Here is a 17,855-nt window from a genome sequence, read left to right on the forward strand (position 1 = left end):
CGCAGAAACGGTCGGGGCCGGGCTTCACCGAGTTCGTCGCCATCATCGCGCTGATGATGGCGGTCACTGCCATCTCCATCGACAACCTGCTGCCGGCCTTCCCGGCGATCGAGGCGCGGTTTGCCGTGCCCGACCCGAACCGGCTGCAGCTCCTCGTCTACGTCTTCATGGCCGGGTTCGGCGTCGCCCAACTGGCCTACGGGCCGATCTCGGACACGTTCGGGCGCCGCAAGGTGCTGCTCGCCAGCCTCGCGATCTACGTGGTCGGCTGCGGCCTCGCCATGGTGGCGCCGAGCTTCGGTTGGCTGCTGGCGGCCCGGGTCATCCAGGGCATCGGCGCCGCCGGCGGGCGCGTGCTCTCGGTGGCGATCGTGCGCGACCGCTTCGCCGGCCGCGAGATGGCGAGCGTGATGTCGCTCACCATGATGGTCTTCCTGATCGTCCCGATGATCGCCCCGGCGATCGGCGGCCTGATGCTGGCGCTGGGCTCCTGGGTCTACGTGTTCGTCTCGATGCTGGCACTCGCCTTCTGGCTGACCGCCTGGTTCTCGCTGCGGATGCCGGAGACGCTGCACCCGGAATACCGTCGCCCGCTCTCGCTCCGGGCGACCCTGGATGCGGTGCGCACCACCGTCACGACACGGGTCTCGATCGGTTACGCCACGGCCCTCGGCCTCCTGACCGGCTGCATCATGGGCTATGTCGGGTCGGCCCAGCAGGTGTTCGACACCGGGCCTTACCATCTCGGGGCCCTGTTCCCCCTGGCCTTCGGGCTGGTGGCCGGCGCCATGGGGGCGGCGACACTGATCAACGCCCGGATTGTCCGGCGGCTGGGGATGCGGGCCCTCTCGCATGCCGGCATCATCGCCTTCACGCTGGTGGCCCTGGCCCAGGTCGGCGTCGGGCTCGCCTATCACGGCCATCCGCCGCTGGCGGCGTTCCTGACGATCCTGGCGGCGAACCAGTTCCTCATGAGCTTCGCCCTGCCGAACTTCAACGCCTTGGCCTTGGAGCCGCTGGGCGCCATCGCGGGCACGGCCTCGTCGTTCGTGGGCTTCTATACGACGATCCTGGGGGCGTTCTCCGGTTACGTGATCGGCCAGGCCTTCGACGGGACCGTCCTGCCGGTCGGGATCGGCTACGCGACCCTCGGGGGGCTCGCGGTGCTGGTGGTGCTCTGGACCGAGCGCGGCCGGCTGTTTCGGGGCGGCGTCGCGGGCTGAGCATCGTCCCGAAAGGTGGAAGCCGGCTTTCGGACGAAGACGATGCGCCCTTGAACCAGCGGACTTAACCTCGCCTTCAAACGAATCCGCCACGCTCCGGTCAGCCCTCACAGCCGACCGGACCCGATATGATCGCCCGCGCCCAGGACGGAACCCTTCTCGCCGCGCGCCTGCTCCTGGCGGCCGCGCTGCTGCCGACCGGGATCGCCCGGGCGCTCAACGTCTCGGGCTTCGCGCTCACCCTCGCCGGCAGCGGCATGCCGTTCCCGAACGCCGTGGCCACCGCCGCCGTCGTGGTGCAGGTCTTCGGCCCGCTGGCCCTGATCCTCGGTGTCCTGCCGCGGCTGACCGGGCTGGCGCTGGCCGTGTTCGCGGCGGTGACGGCGGTGATGCTGCACGCGTTCTGGCAATATGTCGGGCCGTCCGCCATCGCCGAGCGGACGCTGATGCTGGCCGATCTCGGTCTGGCGGGCGGGTTCCTGATCTACGCACTGACGGGGCCCGGCGCCTGGAGCTGGCAGGGCTGGCGCGCCGGCGAGGCGGGCGCACGGCCGGCTCCGCAGCGCGCGCCCGCCAAGGCACCCGCCAAAAGCCCGGCGGCGCGCGGCGGCACCGGGAAGAAATCCGGCGGCCGTGCCCCGGCCCGCGCCGCAGCCTGACCGGCTCAGCTCGCCCGGGGCTTCAGGTCGGGCGTCGCGGACGGCGTCGCGGCGACCATCCGGCGACCGGAAATCTCGGCGCCGGCATCCGGCGTCAGCTTGCGGAAGGCCAGGACGGAGAGCGCCGACAGGATAGCCACGGCGAAGAAGGCCGGCCCGAAATCCCCGGCCTCGATCGTAGTCCGGCCGTGGAACCCGGCGGTACCCTCGAGCGCCAGGGCGCCCAGCGTGACGCCGAGGCTCAGCGACAGCTGCTGGCAGACGCTGGCGAAGCTCGTGGCCGCGCTCATCTCCCGGGATTCGAGATCGGCATACGCGATGGCGTTCACGCAGGTGAACTGCACCGAGCGCGAGCAGCCGCCGATGAACAGCAGCGCGATCATGATCCAATGCGGCGTGTCGGCCGTATAGAGCCCGTTCACCGCCAGGAAGGCCGAGGCCAGCACGGCGTTCGAGACCATCACGGTGCGGAAGCCCAGACGGCGCAGGATCTTGGGCGCCAGGGCCTTCACAAACATCGCCCCGGCCGCAGCCGCGAAGGTGATCAGCCCGGAATGCAGGGCGTCGAGCCCGAACCCGACCTGCAGCATCAGCGGCAGCAGGAACGGGATCGCCCCGGTCCCGACCCGGAACAGGCTGCCGCCGAGGATCGCCACGCGAAACGTCGGGCGGTTCATCAGGTCGAGCCGCACGATCGGATGGGCGACTCGCCTGGCATGCATGACGTAGAGCGGCAGCAGGATCGCGCCGGCCGCCAGGCATCCCCAGGAGACCGAGGCCGGAAGGAGATGGCGGCCCATCGAGGCCAGCCCCAGCATCAAAGCGGCGAGGCCGGTACCGAGCAGGAAAAAGCCGGCCACGTCCAGCGGCGGCCGCTCCGGCTCGCTTATGTCCTCGAAATAGAGGCTCGCCAGCACGATCCCGGCGCAGCCGATCGGCAGGTTGATGAAAAAGATCCAGCGCCAGTCGAACCATGTGGTGATCAGTCCGCCCAGAGGCGGGCCGAGTACCGGGCCGACCAGGGCCGGGAAGGTCAGGTAGGCGAGCGCCGTCACGAGCTGCGATTTCGGCACGCTGCGCAGCACCACGAGGCGGCCCACCGGCACCATCATCGCCCCACCCATGCCTTGGAGGAAGCGCGCCGCGACGAACCACGCCAAACCGTTGGCGGCCGCGCAGGCCATGGACCCGAGCATGAAGACCACGAGCGCGGCCCGGAACACCGTGCGCGAGCCGTAGCGGTCGGCCATCCAGCCGCTCACCGGAATGAAGATCGCCAGGCTGACCAGATACGAGGTCAGGGCCAGCTTCAGAGCGATCGGATCCTCGCCGAGGCTCGTGGCGATACTGGGCAGCGCCGTGGCGATCACCGTGGAATCGGTGTTCTCCATGAACAGGGCCGTGGCCACCGTCAGGGGGACGATCCAGAGCGGTTTTGCGTTTGGCGAGGGCATCGGACAGCAGACGCGTAGCGCGCCGGGACGGTTGCACGGCGGGGCGGCGATCTCGCACGGTCGTGTTTCGCGCCTGTATCCGCAACGCAACAGGGGTTGCATCGTGACCGAACACCACCTTTTGCGCGGGTGGTCCAATGGCTACGTTTGACGCGAGCGGTCTTCCGGCCGTCGATCCCGGCACGGTGCCGGCCGCGAGACCCTTGATGCAGCCCTCTCCGAGCAAGCGCCGTTCCCTGTCGCGGATCGCCGCCGCCGTCGCGCTCATGTCGACGGTGGCAGCCTGCGGCACGGTGCTGCTGAACGACCGCGGTTCGCTGACGCGCTACGACCGCCTGCAGGCGAGCACGGCGGTCGCGTCGGCGTCGCGGCTGTACGTGGACCGGCCGGCGCTCGCGAAGGCCCGCACCGTGCGGATCATCCCGACGGCATTCCACGCCGACGTCGCGGGCGCCGCGCCGCTGACCCAGGCGGAGCGCCGCCTGATCGCCAACGCCGCCGATCGGGCGCTCTGCTACGACCTGTCGCTGCGCTACGACGTGGTGACCGGCCGCGACGCGGATCTCACCGTCCGGGCGCAGGTCACCCGGGTCGAGCCCACCGACCTTCTCGGCGCCGGCGCCACCATCGCGGGCTCGGCCGGCGTCACGGTCGCCTCGCAGGTCGGGCTGAGCGCCGTCGAGGGCATCGGCCGCATCCCGATCCCGCGGATCCCGATCGGGCTCGGCAGCCTCACGGTCGAGGCCGAGGCGCTGGACCGTCGGCGCGAGCAGCGCGCCGCGATGGTCTGGGGCGGGGCGGCGAACTCGTTCACCAGCCAGCCGCGCTTCTCCCGCGCCAGCGACGCCTACGATCTCGCCGGGGAGTTCGGCCAGGATTTCGGCTTCATGCTGGCGACGGGTGACGACCCGTTCAACGCCCCCAACACCCTGCCGACCTGGGACCGCATCCGCGTCACCACGCTCGGCGAAGCGCCCCTCGATCCCGATTGCGAGGCCTACGGCCGCGCGCCGGGTATCGACGGCATCCTGGGCGACTATATCGGCCTGCCGCCGGAATATACCGACAAGGGTCCCACCGCTCCGGCGGCGCGCTGACCCGGTCGGCGTTGCAAAAAAGCGGGGGAGCCATGCGCGATTTCCCGCTGCGACGCGGCGACGGTGCATTGGCGCAGCCGCGGACCCCATGATACTGGCCCTTGCCAACCCGATCCCGCTGCGCAGCCCCCGCGAGCGCGGCCGTCCGAGGAAAGTTGGCACATGGCCCGAGTCGATTCTGCAACGATCATCGAGGGCCTGACCTTCGACGACGTGCTCCTGCGGCCCGCCGCCTCCTCGGTGATGCCGACCGAGGTCAACGTCGCGACGCGGCTCACCCGGACGATCCCGCTGAACCTCCCGATCCTCGCCTCCGCGATGGACACCGTCACCGAGGCGCCGATGGCCATCGCCATGGCGGCCAATGGCGGCATGGGCGTGATCCACCGCAACCTAGAGCCGGCCGAGCAGGCCGAGCAGGTCCGGCTCGTCAAGAAGTACGAGTCCGGAATGGTGATGAACCCCATCACCATCCACCCGGACGAGACCCTCGCCGACGCCTTCGAGGTGATGAAGCGCAACCGCATCTCCGGGATCCCGGTGGTGGAGCGCGGGCCCAACGGCTCCCGGGGCAAGCTGGTCGGCATCCTGACCAACCGCGACGTGCGCTTTGCGACCAACTCCGCCCAGCCCGTGGCCGAGCTGATGACGCGGGACCGGCTGATCACGGTCCGCGAGGGCGTGACCCAGGACGAGGCCAAGCGCCTGCTGCACCAGTTCCGGATCGAGAAGCTGCTGGTGGTCGACGACCATTACCGCTGCATCGGCCTGATCACCGTCAAGGACATCGAGAAGCGCGTCACCTATCCATTCGCCGTGAAGGACGAGCAGGGTCGCCTGCGGGTGGCCGCTGCCACCACCACCGGCGACAGCGGCTTCGAGCGGGCCGAGCGTTTGATCGATGCAGGCTGCGACGTGATCGTGGTCGATACCGCCCACGGCCACTCGATCAAGGTGCTCGACGCGGTCGCCCGGGTGAAGCAGCTCTCCAACGCCGTGCAGGTGATCGCCGGCAACGTCGCGACCCGGGAGGGCACGAAGGCGTTGATCGATGCCGGCGCCGACGCCATCAAGGTCGGCATCGGCCCGGGCTCGATCTGCACCACCCGGATCGTGGCGGGCGTCGGCGTGCCCCAGCTCACCGCCCTGATGGAGGCCGTGGAGGCGGCCGGCGAGGCCGACATCCCGGTCATCGCCGATGGCGGCATCAAGTATTCCGGCGACCTCGCCAAGGCGATCGCGGCCGGCGCTTCGGTGGCGATGCTCGGCTCGCTGCTCGCCGGCACCGACGAGGCCCCCGGCGAGGTCTTTTTGTATCAAGGCCGCTCGTACAAGTCGTACCGGGGCATGGGCTCGGTGGGTGCCATGGCCCGCGGGTCGGCCGACCGGTACTTCCAGGCCGAGGTCAACGACACCCACAAGCTCGTGCCCGAGGGCATCGAGGGCCAGGTCCCCTACAAGGGCCCGGTGGGCAACGTCCTGCACCAGCTCGCCGGCGGCCTGCGCGCGGCCATGGGCTATGTCGGCGGCGCGACCATCCCGGATTTCCAGGAGCGGGCGCAGTTCATCCGCATCACCAATGCCGGCCTGCGCGAGAGCCACGTGCACGACGTGACGATCACGCGCGAGAGCCCGAACTACCCGTCGCGGACCTGAGGCTGGGTTTTTCGCAGGCGCCACGCGCGCTCTCGCGGGTCGCGGATTCATGCCGTTCGTTCGGTCGTAAACGCTGAAAGCACCACGCGTTTTCCCTTCCCCCTTGTGGGGAGGGGCAGGGGTGGGGGTGGCTGGGCGGTGCCTCCTGCACCACCCCCACCTCCAACTTTTTTCCACGAGGGGGAGGAGAGCGCATCGAGCCTTGCACGGGCCAGGGTGTAAACATCCGAGCCCGCACGGGAGACCGAACTAGCGATCAGCTGGCCCTTCGCGAAGCGTCGCCACCTTGACTCGATGCTGCCGGCGACCTTCGATGGTCGAGCCCATCTGACCCGATACGGCCGACAAGTCCGACCCGGAGTTTCCCAATGCGTACGCTGATCGTCGGAGCCGGGGCGACCGGCGGCTATTACGGGGCGCGGCTCGCGGAATCGGGAGCCGACGTCACCTTCCTGGTCCGGCCGGCCCGGGCGGGGAAGCTGGCGGCGAACGGGCTCGTGCTGCACTCGCCGCTGGGCGACCTGCATCTGGCCGCCCCGTCCACCGTGACGGCCGACAGGCTGGCCGAGGCCGGGGCGTTCGATCTCGTCCTGCTGTCGTGCAAGGCCTACGACCTCGACAGCGCACTGATCGACCTGACGCCCGCGGTGGGGCCGCAGACCGCGATCCTGCCTGTGCTGAACGGCCTAGCCCATCTCGACGCCCTCGATGCCAAGTTCGGCGCGGAACGGGTGCTGGGCGGTTCCTGCGCGATCGCGGCAACCCTCGCGCCGGACGGGGCGATCCGGCACATGAGCGAGCTGTGCAGCATCACCTACGGGGAGCGGGACGGCTCGCGCTCCGCCCGGATCGAGGCGGTCGACGCACTGATGCGGGGCCTGAAGTTCCAGGCGCGGCTGAGCGAGGTGATCCTGCAGGAGATGTGGGAGAAGTGGGTGTTCCTCGCGACTCTCGCGGGCGCCACGACCCTGATGCGGGCGGCAGTCGGCGATATCGTGGCGGCGCCCCGCGGCGCGGCGTTCATCGCGGCCCTTCACACCGAATGCACCGCCGTGGCCGCGGCGAGCGGGTTTGCGCCGCGCGGCGTGGTTGCCGAGCGGGCGCGGGCGCAGCTGACGGCGACGGGCTCGACCTTCACCGCCTCGATGCTCCGCGACATCGAAAATGGCGGCCAGATCGAGGCAGACCACGTCATCGGCGATTTGATCGCCCGTGGCGGCCGCTTGGCCCCGGAGGCGGCATTCCCGGTGCTCGCGCAGGTCTATGCCGGGTTGAAGGCCTACGAGGCCCGGCGGGCGCGGGAAGCGGCCTGATGCGATCCCACCCATCACCGCGGAATGAGGGGGCAGGTGGGATGAGCGCAAGTCTCCGACCAAGTCTCAGTAGCGGCCCGGTGGCGGCGGGGGTGGGCTGCCGTATTCGAGCTGCGTCTTGGCATCCAGCGGCCGCCGCGGCGGCGGGGTGAAATCGGGGGCGGCTGCCGGCGCGCTGGCGCAGGCGGCGAGTGTGGCGGCGACGAGCCCGGCAACGGTGCCGGCAAGAGTCACGCGGACGACAGAAGACATGATCTGAGGCACTCCCGGCCATGCCCCCGCGGCGGAACGCTCTGGCCCGCGACGGGAGGATGCCATACGACACGGGCCAGCCCCGCGCCGCGGGACCGCCCACGATCCGGTCTGGACCGCGATCGTGCTGGAAGCTCGGCCGTACCGTGGCGGCATCGTGGGCCAAGCGTGGCCGTTTCGCGTTGGCCTCGACCCATTCAAAAGGATCCGGACCCTGACCCCCGCCGCCCGCTGCTCCGCCGCCATCGAAGTCCTGACCGATATCACGGAGCGCCGCCGCCCGGCCGCCGACGCGCTCAAGGATTGGGGCCTCGCCCACCGCTTCGCCGGCTCCGGCGACCGGGCCGGGATCGCCAGCCTGGTCTACGATGCCCTGCGCCGGCGGGCGTCGGCCGCCTGGATCATGGGCTTGGAGACGCCGCGCGCCGTGCTGATCGGCTCCCTGCGGCTGCAGCAGGGGCTCGCCGCCGCCTCGGTGGCGGCCCTGTTTTCGGGCGAGCGCTTCGCCCCGGAGCCGGTGAGCGATGACGAGCGCGCGCGCCTCGAGTCCGGCACGCTGGACGACGCACCGCCCGAGGTGGCGGGCGATGCCCCGGCCTTTGTGCTGCCCGAACTGGCAGCCGCTCTCGGCGACGACCTGATTCCCGAGCTGAAGGCGCTGGCCCGGCGCGCGCCCCTCGATATCCGGGTCAACGCCCTGCGCGGCAGCCGTGATGACCTCATGCCGGCGCTCAGCGCTTTCGATGCCGCCCCGACCCCGCACGCGCCGCTCGGCGTCCGGGTCCCGATCGGGGCCGACGGCCGCGGCCCGGCGCTCCATGTCGAGGCCGAGTTCCTAGACGGCTGGTACGAGATCCAGGACGAAGGCTCGCAGCTCGCGGCCCTCCTGGCGGATCCCCAGGCCGGCGAGACCATCGTCGATCTTTGCGCAGGTGGTGGCGGCAAGACCCTGGCGCTGGCGTCCCAGACGCGGAACGGCGCCCGCCTGATCGCCACGGACGGCGATCCGCGCCGGCTCGCGCCGATCCACGAGCGCCTGCGCCGATCCGGGGCCGAGGTCGCGGTGCGGACCCCGCGCAGCGGCAAGGCCCGCGTCGACGTGCTGGAGGATCTCGATGGCCATGTCGATCGGGTTCTGGTCGACGCGCCCTGCACCGGCTCGGGCACGTGGCGGCGCAACCCGGACGCCAAGTGGCGGCTCCGCCCCGGCAGCCTGGCTTTGCGCATCGCCGAGCAGTCGCAGGTCCTCGACCGGGCGGCCAAGCTGGTCCGGCCCGGCGGGCGGATCATCTACATCACCTGCTCGCTCCTGCCCGCGGAGAACGATGCGGCCGTGGCCGGGTTGCTGTCGCGCTGGCGCGGGCGCTTCGACGCGGTGCCGGCCGAGACCGTCCTGGCCGCGGGACCGCCGAGCCTGGCGGCGTCCGTCCGCCACACCGAACACGGCCTGCAGATGACGCCGCTGCGGACCGGGACCGACGGCTTCTACGTATCCGTGATCACCCGGCGCGACTGAGGACGCGCGGTTCCGGAACCGGCACCGCCTCCTCCGACGTTGGGCCATGGATGTCCCAGGAGATCGCCATGACCGTATCCGTCCGCCGCGTCGTCCGGCCCCGGTCCTGAGCCTCGCCCGGGACCGGTTCATGCATCTCGACCGCCGCCTGCTGCTCGCCGGCCTGACCACCGCCCTTGGCCTGCGGGCGGCCAAGTCCCAGGAGAGACCGCCGGAGCCGGCGCCGCACGAGGCGATCCGCGCCCTGCCGCGTTCGCTGCCCGGCGCCGATCTCCAGGTGATCGATCTGTGGCCCGGGGATCCGCCGGGGGGCGGCAGCGGTCCGGATCCCGACGGCTACCGGTACGTCGAGGGCCGGTCCGGGGACGTCACCCGGGTGGCCAAGCCCTGCCTGCTGGCGATGCGGCCGGCCAATCCCAACGGCGCGGCGATCATCGTGGCGGCCGGGGGCGGCTACCAGTTCATCGCGTTGGGCAACGAGGGCGTGCCGGTCGGACGCGTCCTGAACGCGGCTGGGATCACGGTCTTCCTGCTGGTCTACCGCCTGCCCGCGGAGGGCTGGGGCGCGGGGCCCGACGCGCCAAGGCAGGACGCGCAGCGGGCGCTGCGGCTCGTGCGGGCGCGAGGCCAGGAATACGGCATCGACCCGGCCCGGGTCGGCGTGCTCGGCTTCTCCGCTGGCGGCCACCTGATGATCGAGACCGCGGTGGGCACCGCGAGCGACCTCTACGCCCCGGTGGACGAGGCCGACGCGCAGCCGGTCCGTCCGACGCTCGCCGGGCTGATCTACCCGGTCATCACCATGCGCAAGCCGTTCGATCGCACCGCGACGCGCCGGATCCTCGTCGGCGACGAGGTCACGCCGCTCGAGATGAAGACCTACTCGGTGGACCTCCAGGTCGGGCCGGAGACGCCCCCGACCTTCCTGGTCCAAGCGATCGACGATCCGGTGGCGGTGGCCGACCATCCGCTGCTGATGTTCTCGGCGCTCCGCAAGGCGCGGGTTCCGGCCGAGCTGCACCTGTTCGAGCAGGGCGGCCACGGCTTCGGGCTCGGCGCCCCCGGCACGCCGGCCGCCGCCTGGCCCGGCCTGTTCCTGGCCTGGATCCGGCTGCACGGCTTCCTCAACCGATGACCTGAGGATCAGTCCTCGCGCAGCCGGTGGAGCTTGGCCACCTTCGGGCGGCTGGTGCGGAACTGGCCACGCTCCACCGCCACGAACACCACGATGACGATGGCGATGATGCTCAGCCACCAGATCGCCGTCAGGCCGACGCCCAGGCAGGCCACCGTGAAGGCGGCGGCGAAGCACCCCATCGCCCCCGGGATCAGCGCCGGGATGTCCCGGCCGCCCCGGCGGATCGAGGCGTAGAGCGCGAAGGCGGCCGCCAGCGCGCCGACGATGCCGAGCTCGTACCAGAACTCGAACAGGGCGGTGGTCGGCGCATTCAGCGGCAGCATGCCGACGAGGCGCCCGCGCAGGGCCGTCTCGAAGCCGTGGCCGGTGATGAGCCGCACGGGATCGGTGGTCACGACCTTCTGCCAGCTCTTCAGCGACAGCACTGCGGGCGCGAGCGGCCCGAGCAGGGCGGCGCCGATCGGGCGCGCCAGGAACGGCAGCAGCGGCGCCACGGCCAGCAGGGCGGCCGAGATCGTCGCGGTCAGCATCACGCCGAGCTTCGGCCGATAGCTCGTGATCGCGAAGGCGAGCGCCCCCACCGCCAGGGCGGCGATCTGCGTGACGTCGGGCTGGACCGTGAGCGCCAGGGCGACCAGCAGGGCGAGCCCGAGCGCCTCGCGGTCGCGCCGCCGGGACCGGAGCCAGGCGAGCGCCGGCCAGACGAGCAGGATCAGGAGGATCAGGCCGCGGTCGAGGGCACCGTCGTCGTCGATGCCGGGGGGCGCCAGGTGGGCGCCGAACAGCCCCAGCACGATCGCCACGATCGAGCCGGCCACGACCCCAAGCGGCAGCAGGTAAAGGTTGGCCGAGCGCATCCGGTCGGGGAGGGCGAAATAGCCGAGCAGCGCCAGCCCGATCGTCGCCGCCAGATTGGCCAGCCGCTCGACCGCCGGTCCGAGGAACGGGGTCCAGGTCAGGGACAGGACCGACCACAGCACCACCAGCATGCCGGCCAGGAAGGCCGGGGCGGTCAGCAGCCGGGACACGGCCGGGCGCACCGGGCGCTGGCGCCGGTCGATCGCGCTGGCGATGATCAGCAGCACGACGGCGATCGGCGCCAGGATCACCGTGGCGCGCCGTGCGACCTGCGCCAGCACCGGCAGGATGACGAACAGGCCGAAGAAGCCGATGCGCCGCAGCAGGGCGGCGGCGTCGAGCGCTGGATCGATCGTGGTGGGGTTCGACGCGCGGGGCATCTTGCGCCTTCTCCCGGACCGAGGCGGCCGGATCACGCTCGATACGCAAGCCCTGCGCAAGCCGCTGTAGACCCAGAGCAACACTCCCGGGTCCGCGCGCCGGGCCGGCGGCGGTTCAGGCCGTGCGGGTCGTCGTCCGCGGGCGTCTGCGGATCAGCCGCAAGCCGATATCCGACAGCACGCGCCAGCCGCCCCAGGCGGCCAGGAATCCGATCAAGCCCGCGGCGAGTCCGTCGGCATTGGTCGGGACCGCGGGGCTGAAATCCTGGTATGCGGCCTGTGCCACCGGCACGTCGGGGTCGCGCAGCATCGCCACCACCTTGCCGAGCGGGCTGGTCGCCGAGGCGAGCACCTGCTGCTGCGAACTCAGGCGGGCGAGCCGGGTGATATCGGCCTGGGCGGCCTCGCCGCGCCGGGCGACGAGCTGGTCGGGATTGGTGCGCAGCCGGTCGACCGCGCCCTCGCGGGTTGTGCCCGTCGCCTGCGCGTCCGATTCCAGCACCGCCACCTGCCGGCGCAGCTCGTCCACTGCGCCGCCCAGGCGCTGCGCATATTGCTGCGCGAATTCGGGCGCCTGCGCGGCGATCACGCCGCCGAGCAGGCCGAGAGCGAGGCCGAGAGTGCGGAACACGCGGAACACGTCAGACCCTCCGGTTCGAAGACGGGCCGTAGCCCCGAACGAAGGGCTCCGGCCAAAGACAACGCGAATCAGGCCGGCAGGGTCAGCAGACCGGCCTGGCCGTCGGCACAGCCGAACAGCATCCGGTTGCCGCGCGCGTCCCACGCGAGGGCCGTGATCCCGCTCCCCTGGACGGCATGCCGCACGAGCAGCTCGGAGGCATCGGAGAAGCGCACCAGCAGGATACAGCCATCCTCGTAGCCCACTGCGAGGACCGGCGCCTTGGGGTGGAACGCCACCCGCGAGACCCGGGCGGGCCGGACGCCGCATTCCCGGGGCGCCTTGCCGGTGGGTCCCTCCTTGGAGTCGAACGGCCAGACGATCGCCGCCTCGGCGCCGCCGGTGGCAAGCCAGTTTCCGTCGGACGACCAGGACACCGACCGGACCTTGCCCGGATAGCCCGACATCCGCATGTGGCCGCGATCCGGCTGCAGGCGCCAGCCGTGCAGGGCGTTCTCCTGCATGGTCGAGACGACGAAGCGGCCGTCGGGCGACCACGTGACGTCGATATGCGAGCCCTTCCAGCTCACGACCTCGGCGGGGGTCTCGAGATTCGGGTACCAGAGGCTGACGCCGTTGTAGTGCGAGACGCCGATCCGGTAGCCCTTCGGGGCGAAGACCAGGCCGCGGGCCGTGGACGGGGCGGTGAAGCTTTTCTCCCGGCCCTTGGCATCCCGCGCGGTGACCGCACGCCCCGCCGACCAGGCCACCGCCCCGTCCGGGTGCAGCGCCAGGGCGTCGATCCAGGCGCCGCCCTTGGCCATGCCGAGCTCCTGGGTGGTGCCGCCGGCCCGGATCTCGACCACGCGGCCGTCGTCGCCGCCGGTGACCAGGCGGTCCTGGCTTCCGGCCGCCACCAGGATCCCGCTGTCGGGATGGGCCGCAAGGCGGGTGAGATCGTCGCCCCGCATCAGAGCGACCGTCCCGTCGCCGAGCGCCAGGGCCGGCGCATCCTTGAGGAAATGCGCGGCGACCACGTGGGCGCCCGCCTCCAGCGGGACGACGTGGTCGGTGAGGGACGGATGGCTGACGAAATCGCTCATGGGGACTCGACCTTCGTGGTCCGCTGGCCGGCGCGCAGGACCAGGAACGCAGTAATGAGCGCGAGCACCCCCGAGACCGCCACCGGCGCGATCAGGGCGTAGAGGGCAAACGCTTCGTAGGCGAGGGCGCCCAGATAGGCGCCCAGCAGCAGGGACAACCAGACCAGGCCGTCGCCGATCCAACCGAACGGCTCGCCCGTGCGGGTGAGCGCCTTGGCGATCTTCTGGCCCAGGCTGAACAGGGCGCCGGTGACGAAGGTGGTGCCGGCCCGAAAGCCCTGCACCTGCGCGAGCACGGCGTTCTGCGTTCCCATGGCGACGGCGACGAAGAAGGCGGCGAGCCCCAGCTCCGGGGAAGCGAGACCGAGCGCGAGGCCGCCCAGGATCAAGAGTGATTCGTAGGCGAGCACAACCGGTGTGGTCCACCGTGCCGGCACGAGGATCGCCAGCCCGCTGCCCAGAACCGAGCCAGTCAGGAAGGCCGCGATCAGGATCGCCGGCAGCAGCATCCGGTGCAGCTGGGCCTCCGCCCCGAACACAGCGAGTTGGGTGGTGTTGCCGCTCATGAACGAGGTGTAGAGCCCGCCGAGCCGCACAAAGCCCAGCGCATCGACGTATCCGGCGAGCCCCGTCAGGAGCAGGCCGGTGCCCAACTGCCAGGCACGGTTCACGGATCGGCCCTCCCACGGCATCCCGGTAACGCGTCGTTAACCATTTCCGACGCTCCGTTCACCTGCACCGGGGCGGGGTTAACGGGCCGTGCACCAAGTCCGAGCAATTCGATGCAATCACGGCGAACGCCGGAGCGCAGGGGCCCGTTGCTCCTTCGATCCGGCACGGGGCTACCGCGCCCCCGCCGGGTGAGTGGGAGTTGCGTCATGATGCCGTTCGCCGCCGCCTTCGCCTGCCCATCCATGCCCGCCCTGGATTCGGCCGTCGCGACCATCCTGGTGGTCGAGGATGAGCCGACCGTCTGCGAGCTGGCCGCCGAGGCGCTTCTCGAAGAGGGTTATCGGGTGCTCACCGCCGCAGATGCCTGGGAGGCCGAGGCGATCCTGGCGCGGGAGAGCGTGGACATGCTCTTCACCGATATCGACCTCGCCCGCAACACGAACGGCCTGGCCCTGGCCCGCAGCGCCCGCAGCGTCTGCCCGGACCTGCCGGTGATCTACACGTCCGGGGGCCGCGGCTGCCTGTCGGCCGCCGACGCCGTCTCCGAATCGGTGTTCGTTCCGAAGCCCTACCGCCCCAGCCAGCTCGTGGCGCTTACGAACGACATCCTGCGCGCCGCGCACCGTCACCATCACGCCTGACTTGAACCCCTGAGGAATCCCGCCATGCGGCGCCCCCTTATCGCCACCGGTCTCACCCTCGCCCTCGCCGCCGCCGCCCTGCCGGCCCGGGCTGCGTGCGACGTGAAGGGCGCCCAGATCGAGGAGGGGATCGCCGCCAAGAAGGAACTGCGCGAGGACGCCAACGCCCAGACGGTGCGCGATCTGCGCACGCTGCGCGACGCGGCGATCGTGCTGGAGACCTACAAGTTCCCCGGCGAGTGCGAGGTGCTGCTTGGCATCGCCAAGTCGTTGCTCGCCAACCCCGACAAGACGATCGTGCAGGGCGGCAACACCGACGAGGACGAGGCGGAAAGCCTCGTGGAAGCTCGTGAGCCGAAGGCCAAGGTGCCGGCGGACGAGAAGGCCCCCGCCGCCAAGGCGCCCGCTCCGAAGGCGAATTGAGGCGCGAGGATGGGTCGGCCGTCAGGCCGGAGCCAGAGACGGGAACTCGGCTTCCTCGCCCGGCCGAGTCGGTGTGCGCGCCGGAGCCCTGCTTTGCACCGTCGCTCCCCGCCTGTCTGGGGGGCAACCGCCCCGCAAAGGGGGGAGGCGAGCGCTGCTACCGCTCCTCGCCGGCGCTCGCTCCGAGCTTGGCCCGGGCCAGCGCCCGGCCGAGCTTGGCGGCGATCTGGGTGCGCAGGATATCCGCCATCTCGATATCCACCAGCCGCCAGCTGAAGCCGCGCAGTCGGAGGCGGATGCGGGTGCGCTCCGCCCGGGGCGCCTCGGGCGGTATCGGGATCACCACGGCCCGAAAGCCGCGCATCTCCAGGGACGTGTAATAGGGCAGGAGCCTCCCGGCGCTGCGGATCGCCAGGCCCTCCGGCTTGAGATCGGCGGGGCGCTCGATGTCGAGCTTGTCGGGCCAGCCGTTGTCCAGCAGGTCCATGACCGTCTCGGGCGTCACCAGGGTCTCGGCCAGCGCCAAAGCGAGGCCGTAGGCGACGTCGTTGAGGCGCTGCCGGTCTCGGGGCTCGAGCTCCAGATCCGTGTCGGAGGCGGCGCGCACCGCTGCGGTGATCTGGCGGACAAGGGACAGCCGGAGCGTCCGGAAGTTCACGTGGGTCTCGATATAGGCCACGTCGTGCCGGCGCACGGCCTGCGAGAGATCGTAGAGCGACCAGAGTGGGCTCACCGTGAAGGCGAGCCACGCCACGGCGAGGCCCAGCGGGACCGCGAGCCAGCGCACCACCCTACGACCCCGCCCGCGCCGTCACGGCTGAGCCGCCGGGGCTTGGGCCGCCGGAGCTTGGGCCGCCCAGGTCTCGAGGCCCGCGAAGGCCGCGACGACGCCCTCGTAGACCGGGCGCTTGAACGGCACGATCAGGTCCGGCAACTCGGAGAGCCGCGCCCAGCGCCAGGCATCGAACTCGGCCTTGTGGGCCCCGCCGCCGGGGGTCAGCACGTCGATCAGGTCCTCGCTGCCGAGGAAGCCGTAGGCGAACCACTTCTGGGTCTGGCCGCGATAGCGGCCCTTCCAGGCCTGCTTCATCACCGCCGGGGGCAGGTCGTAGGTGAGCCAGTCCGGGATCTCGCCGAGCAGGCGGATCGCGTCGGGCGGCACGTTGGTCTCCTCGTAGAGCTCTCGCCGTGCGGCCGCCTCGGGATCCTCCCCCGGATCGATGCCGCCCTGCGGCATCTGCCACATATACGGGCCGGCGACATGCTCAGGCCCGGCATCCTTGGTCCGGCGCCCGACGAAGACGCCGCCCGCGGGCGCGATCAGCGCGACGCCCACGCAGGGGCGGTAAGGCAGCGCGGTGCCCGAGTCGGAATCTGTGGTCATCGCGGGCGACCATAGGTCAGGGGCAAGTGGCGCGGCAACGGCACCGGCGCCGAAAGCCGCGCGGCGCCGGGTCAATTGGCGGTGCTGACCCGCTTCTCCACGGCGCCGCGCAGGGCGACGCTCGCCGAGACCAGGCGGATGCCCCGGGTGTCGAGGTCCCGGGCCCAGCGGGCGATCCGGTCGACGCTGAGGGCCGCGCCGCTGGCCGAGACGAGGGCGAATCCGGTGGCGCGGGCGCGGGCCTCGGCTTGGCTGAGCGCCGCGTCGATGGCGTCGGCGCGGGGTACCGCGTCGAGGACGAGTTCCGCCCGGGCGACGGGCGTGCGGCCCTTGTTGGCGGGCGCCGGCTTCGGCCCGGTGCCGTCGTCGAGGAAGCCGAGGCCGCGGGTGCCGATCTCGCGCAGGATCGGCTCGAAGGCCGGGTCGGCCATCATCTTGGCGCCCATGAAGTTCGCCACGCCGACATAGCCGGGGAAGCGGGCGAGCGCCCAGGCGAGGCGGTCGGCATTCTCCAGGCCCTTCAGGGCGGTGAGCAGCGTCTGCGGACCCGGATCGCTGTCGGGATAGTCGAACGGCTCCATCGGCAGCTGGAGGAAGATCTCGTGGCCGGCGTCGCGGGCACGGGCAGCCGCGCGCTCCGCCTCGGCGCCGTAGGGCAGGAAGGCGAGGCTGACCGCGGCAGGCAGGCGCACGGTCGCGCCGGCGGTGGCCGCTTGGCCGACGCCGAGGCCGGTCACCAGGATCGCAATCCGGGGGCCGGTGCCGGGCTCCCCGGCCCGGGCATAGACGTCGAGGGCGCGGATACGGCCGTCGCCGAGCTTCGGCATCAAGCCGTGACGGCCCTGCTCGCTGATCCGCGGGTCCGGCGCGGCGGCGAGGCAGGGCGCGCTGGCCGGCGGCACGCGGATCACCACGGCCTCGCTCGGACCCGAGCCCGGCGGACGCACCACCGTGACCCCGGACGCGGTCTCGATCTCCTCGGCGCTGCGCTGCTGCGCCCCCCCCGCGTTGACGACCACCGCGCCCTGCGGCTCGGGTGCCGCCACCGGGGCGGGGGCCGGACGAGCCCGAGGCTCGCGCATCGTGATCGCGACCTCCACGCGCGGCTCGCCGCCCTGGGGATCGCCCAGCGCGAGCACCAGCCCGCAGGCCGCGAGCAATCCACCCGCGATCGCTCCCGCCGCCACCTTGGGCCGGCGTAAGGGCGCGACGAGGCGCGCGAACCGGCTGAGGGGCCGCTCCGGCGCTTGTGCCTCCGGCACCCCCAGGGGGCGCGTGAGGATATCGTCGGTGGGTTCGGTCAAGCGGCACTCGATGCGGATGCGCGTCTCACGCCCGATAGCAGCGGCGCGAATCCCAGCGATCATTGCCGGCCGGTATGGTTAATCTTCCGCTAACGGCTCGATCGGCCATGAAAAACCCCGCCCGGCAGGCTGCCGGACGGGGTTTTTCTGGGACGCGGGTCGT

Annotated in this window: 18 protein-coding genes; 9 read left to right on the top strand and 9 right to left on the bottom strand. The window is 71.6% G+C overall.

Going from position 1 to position 17,855, the window contains the following annotated elements; all coding sequences use genetic code 11:
- Positions 1-56 precede the first annotated feature (56 nt).
- Entirely contained in the window at positions 57-1,223 is a 1,167-nt protein-coding gene (locus AO398_RS01175; protein WP_058190564.1) for a multidrug effflux MFS transporter, read from the top strand.
- Positions 1,224-1,351: 128 nt separating this feature from the next.
- A complete protein-coding gene (locus AO398_RS01180) occupies positions 1,352-1,882 on the top strand; it encodes a DoxX family protein (RefSeq protein ID WP_058190172.1) in 531 nt (176 codons plus the stop codon).
- Between the two features lie 5 nt (positions 1,883-1,887).
- On the opposite strand, the gene AO398_RS01185 is transcribed toward AO398_RS01180, so the two are convergent.
- Positions 1,888-3,336 carry an MFS transporter gene (locus AO398_RS01185; protein WP_058190173.1) on the bottom strand — a complete coding sequence of 483 codons (1,449 nt, stop codon included), beginning with the start codon at positions 3,334-3,336 and terminating at the stop codon, positions 1,888-1,890.
- A gap of 206 nt (positions 3,337-3,542) precedes the next feature.
- On the opposite strand from AO398_RS01185, the gene AO398_RS01190 reads away from it, so the two are divergent.
- The 3 genes from AO398_RS01190 to panE all read left to right on the top strand — a co-directional run bounded on the left by AO398_RS01190 (position 3,543) and on the right by panE (position 7,402).
- Complete coding sequence (locus AO398_RS01190; RefSeq protein WP_058190565.1) at positions 3,543-4,433, top strand: DUF3313 domain-containing protein; 891 nt, start codon at positions 3,543-3,545, stop codon at positions 4,431-4,433.
- Between the two features lie 162 nt (positions 4,434-4,595).
- Positions 4,596-6,089 carry an IMP dehydrogenase gene (gene guaB, locus AO398_RS01195; RefSeq protein WP_058190174.1) on the top strand — a complete coding sequence of 498 codons (1,494 nt, stop codon included), beginning with the start codon at positions 4,596-4,598 and terminating at the stop codon, positions 6,087-6,089.
- Between the two features lie 368 nt (positions 6,090-6,457).
- Entirely contained in the window at positions 6,458-7,402 is a 945-nt protein-coding gene (panE, locus tag AO398_RS01200; RefSeq protein ID WP_058190175.1) for a 2-dehydropantoate 2-reductase, read from the top strand.
- 66 nt (positions 7,403-7,468) lie between these two features.
- Here panE and AO398_RS01205 read toward each other — a convergent pair whose 3' ends face one another.
- On the bottom strand, positions 7,469-7,654 hold the full coding sequence (locus AO398_RS01205) for a hypothetical protein (protein WP_058190176.1): 186 nt from the start codon (positions 7,652-7,654) through the stop codon (positions 7,469-7,471).
- A 157-nt stretch (positions 7,655-7,811) separates the two neighbouring features.
- On the opposite strand from AO398_RS01205, the gene AO398_RS01210 reads away from it, so the two are divergent.
- Together AO398_RS01210 and AO398_RS01215 are read left to right on the top strand one after the other, a co-directional pair.
- A complete protein-coding gene (locus tag AO398_RS01210; RefSeq protein ID WP_244498647.1) occupies positions 7,812-9,170 on the top strand; it encodes an RsmB/NOP family class I SAM-dependent RNA methyltransferase in 1,359 nt (452 codons plus the stop codon).
- A 130-nt stretch (positions 9,171-9,300) separates the two neighbouring features.
- The gene (locus tag AO398_RS01215; protein WP_058190567.1) at positions 9,301-10,305 is read left to right on the top strand and encodes an alpha/beta hydrolase; all 1,005 of its coding nucleotides are present in this window, start codon (positions 9,301-9,303) and stop codon (positions 10,303-10,305) included.
- A gap of 8 nt (positions 10,306-10,313) precedes the next feature.
- Here AO398_RS01215 and AO398_RS01220 read toward each other — a convergent pair whose 3' ends face one another.
- The 4 genes from AO398_RS01220 to AO398_RS01235 form a co-directional block, all read right to left on the bottom strand.
- Positions 10,314-11,546: a hypothetical protein gene (locus AO398_RS01220; RefSeq protein ID WP_058190177.1), complete on the bottom strand. Its 1,233-nt coding sequence runs from the start codon at positions 11,544-11,546 to the stop codon at positions 10,314-10,316.
- A gap of 115 nt (positions 11,547-11,661) precedes the next feature.
- Positions 11,662-12,186, bottom strand: a complete 525-nt coding sequence (locus AO398_RS01225; RefSeq protein WP_058190178.1) for a DUF2937 family protein — start codon at positions 12,184-12,186, stop codon at positions 11,662-11,664.
- Positions 12,187-12,254: 68 nt separating this feature from the next.
- On the bottom strand, positions 12,255-13,268 hold the full coding sequence (locus tag AO398_RS01230) for a hypothetical protein (protein ID WP_058190179.1): 1,014 nt from the start codon (positions 13,266-13,268) through the stop codon (positions 12,255-12,257).
- A complete protein-coding gene (locus AO398_RS01235) occupies positions 13,265-13,939 on the bottom strand; it encodes a YoaK family protein (protein ID WP_058190568.1) in 675 nt (224 codons plus the stop codon). Before AO398_RS01235 ends, AO398_RS01230 begins: the two co-directional genes overlap by 4 nt.
- A 207-nt stretch (positions 13,940-14,146) precedes the next feature.
- On the opposite strand from AO398_RS01235, the gene AO398_RS01240 reads away from it, so the two are divergent.
- Both AO398_RS01240 and AO398_RS01245 read left to right on the top strand, forming a co-directional pair.
- Positions 14,147-14,581: a response regulator gene (locus AO398_RS01240; RefSeq protein WP_058190180.1), complete on the top strand. Its 435-nt coding sequence runs from the start codon at positions 14,147-14,149 to the stop codon at positions 14,579-14,581.
- Positions 14,582-14,605: 24 nt separating this feature from the next.
- Positions 14,606-15,004: a hypothetical protein gene (locus AO398_RS01245; RefSeq protein WP_058190181.1), complete on the top strand. Its 399-nt coding sequence runs from the start codon at positions 14,606-14,608 to the stop codon at positions 15,002-15,004.
- 157 nt (positions 15,005-15,161) lie between these two features.
- Here AO398_RS01245 and AO398_RS01250 read toward each other — a convergent pair whose 3' ends face one another.
- The 3 genes from AO398_RS01250 to AO398_RS01260 form a co-directional block, all read right to left on the bottom strand.
- Positions 15,162-15,794, bottom strand: a complete 633-nt coding sequence (locus tag AO398_RS01250; protein WP_243956078.1) for a DUF2939 domain-containing protein — start codon at positions 15,792-15,794, stop codon at positions 15,162-15,164.
- A 21-nt stretch (positions 15,795-15,815) separates the two neighbouring features.
- A complete protein-coding gene (locus AO398_RS01255) occupies positions 15,816-16,388 on the bottom strand; it encodes an RNA pyrophosphohydrolase (protein ID WP_058190182.1) in 573 nt (190 codons plus the stop codon).
- Between the two features lie 71 nt (positions 16,389-16,459).
- Positions 16,460-17,692, bottom strand: coding sequence for a divergent polysaccharide deacetylase family protein (locus AO398_RS01260; protein ID WP_058190570.1), 1,233 nt, complete (start codon positions 17,690-17,692; stop codon positions 16,460-16,462).
- Positions 17,693-17,855 lie beyond the last annotated feature (163 nt).

Origin of the sequence: Methylobacterium sp. GXS13, assembly GCF_001455965.1 — a bacterium.
Lineage (GTDB): Bacteria > Pseudomonadota > Alphaproteobacteria > Rhizobiales > Beijerinckiaceae > Methylobacterium.

What these genes read in the sequence shown, in the direction of transcription:
- guaB (WP_058190174.1), top strand. Translation starts at nt 4,596, where the DNA reads ATGGCCCGAGTCGATTCTGCAACGATCATCGAGGGCCTGACCTTCGAC.
- AO398_RS01220 (WP_058190177.1), bottom strand. Translation starts at nt 11,546, where the DNA reads ATGCCCCGCGCGTCGAACCCCACCACGATCGATCCAGCGCTCGACGCC.
- AO398_RS01240 (WP_058190180.1), top strand. Translation starts at nt 14,147, where the DNA reads ATGATGCCGTTCGCCGCCGCCTTCGCCTGCCCATCCATGCCCGCCCTG.
- AO398_RS01255 (WP_058190182.1), bottom strand. Translation starts at nt 16,388, where the DNA reads ATGACCACAGATTCCGACTCGGGCACCGCGCTGCCTTACCGCCCCTGC.
- AO398_RS01190 (WP_058190565.1), top strand. Translation starts at nt 3,543, where the DNA reads ATGCAGCCCTCTCCGAGCAAGCGCCGTTCCCTGTCGCGGATCGCCGCC.
- AO398_RS01180 (WP_058190172.1), top strand. Translation starts at nt 1,352, where the DNA reads ATGATCGCCCGCGCCCAGGACGGAACCCTTCTCGCCGCGCGCCTGCTC.
- panE (WP_058190175.1), top strand. Translation starts at nt 6,458, where the DNA reads ATGCGTACGCTGATCGTCGGAGCCGGGGCGACCGGCGGCTATTACGGG.
- AO398_RS01245 (WP_058190181.1), top strand. Translation starts at nt 14,606, where the DNA reads ATGCGGCGCCCCCTTATCGCCACCGGTCTCACCCTCGCCCTCGCCGCC.
- AO398_RS01205 (WP_058190176.1), bottom strand. Translation starts at nt 7,654, where the DNA reads ATGTCTTCTGTCGTCCGCGTGACTCTTGCCGGCACCGTTGCCGGGCTC.
- AO398_RS01215 (WP_058190567.1), top strand. Translation starts at nt 9,301, where the DNA reads ATGCATCTCGACCGCCGCCTGCTGCTCGCCGGCCTGACCACCGCCCTT.
- AO398_RS01230 (WP_058190179.1), bottom strand. Translation starts at nt 13,268, where the DNA reads ATGAGCGATTTCGTCAGCCATCCGTCCCTCACCGACCACGTCGTCCCG.
- AO398_RS01175 (WP_058190564.1), top strand. Translation starts at nt 57, where the DNA reads ATGGCGGTCACTGCCATCTCCATCGACAACCTGCTGCCGGCCTTCCCG.
- AO398_RS01185 (WP_058190173.1), bottom strand. Translation starts at nt 3,336, where the DNA reads ATGCCCTCGCCAAACGCAAAACCGCTCTGGATCGTCCCCCTGACGGTG.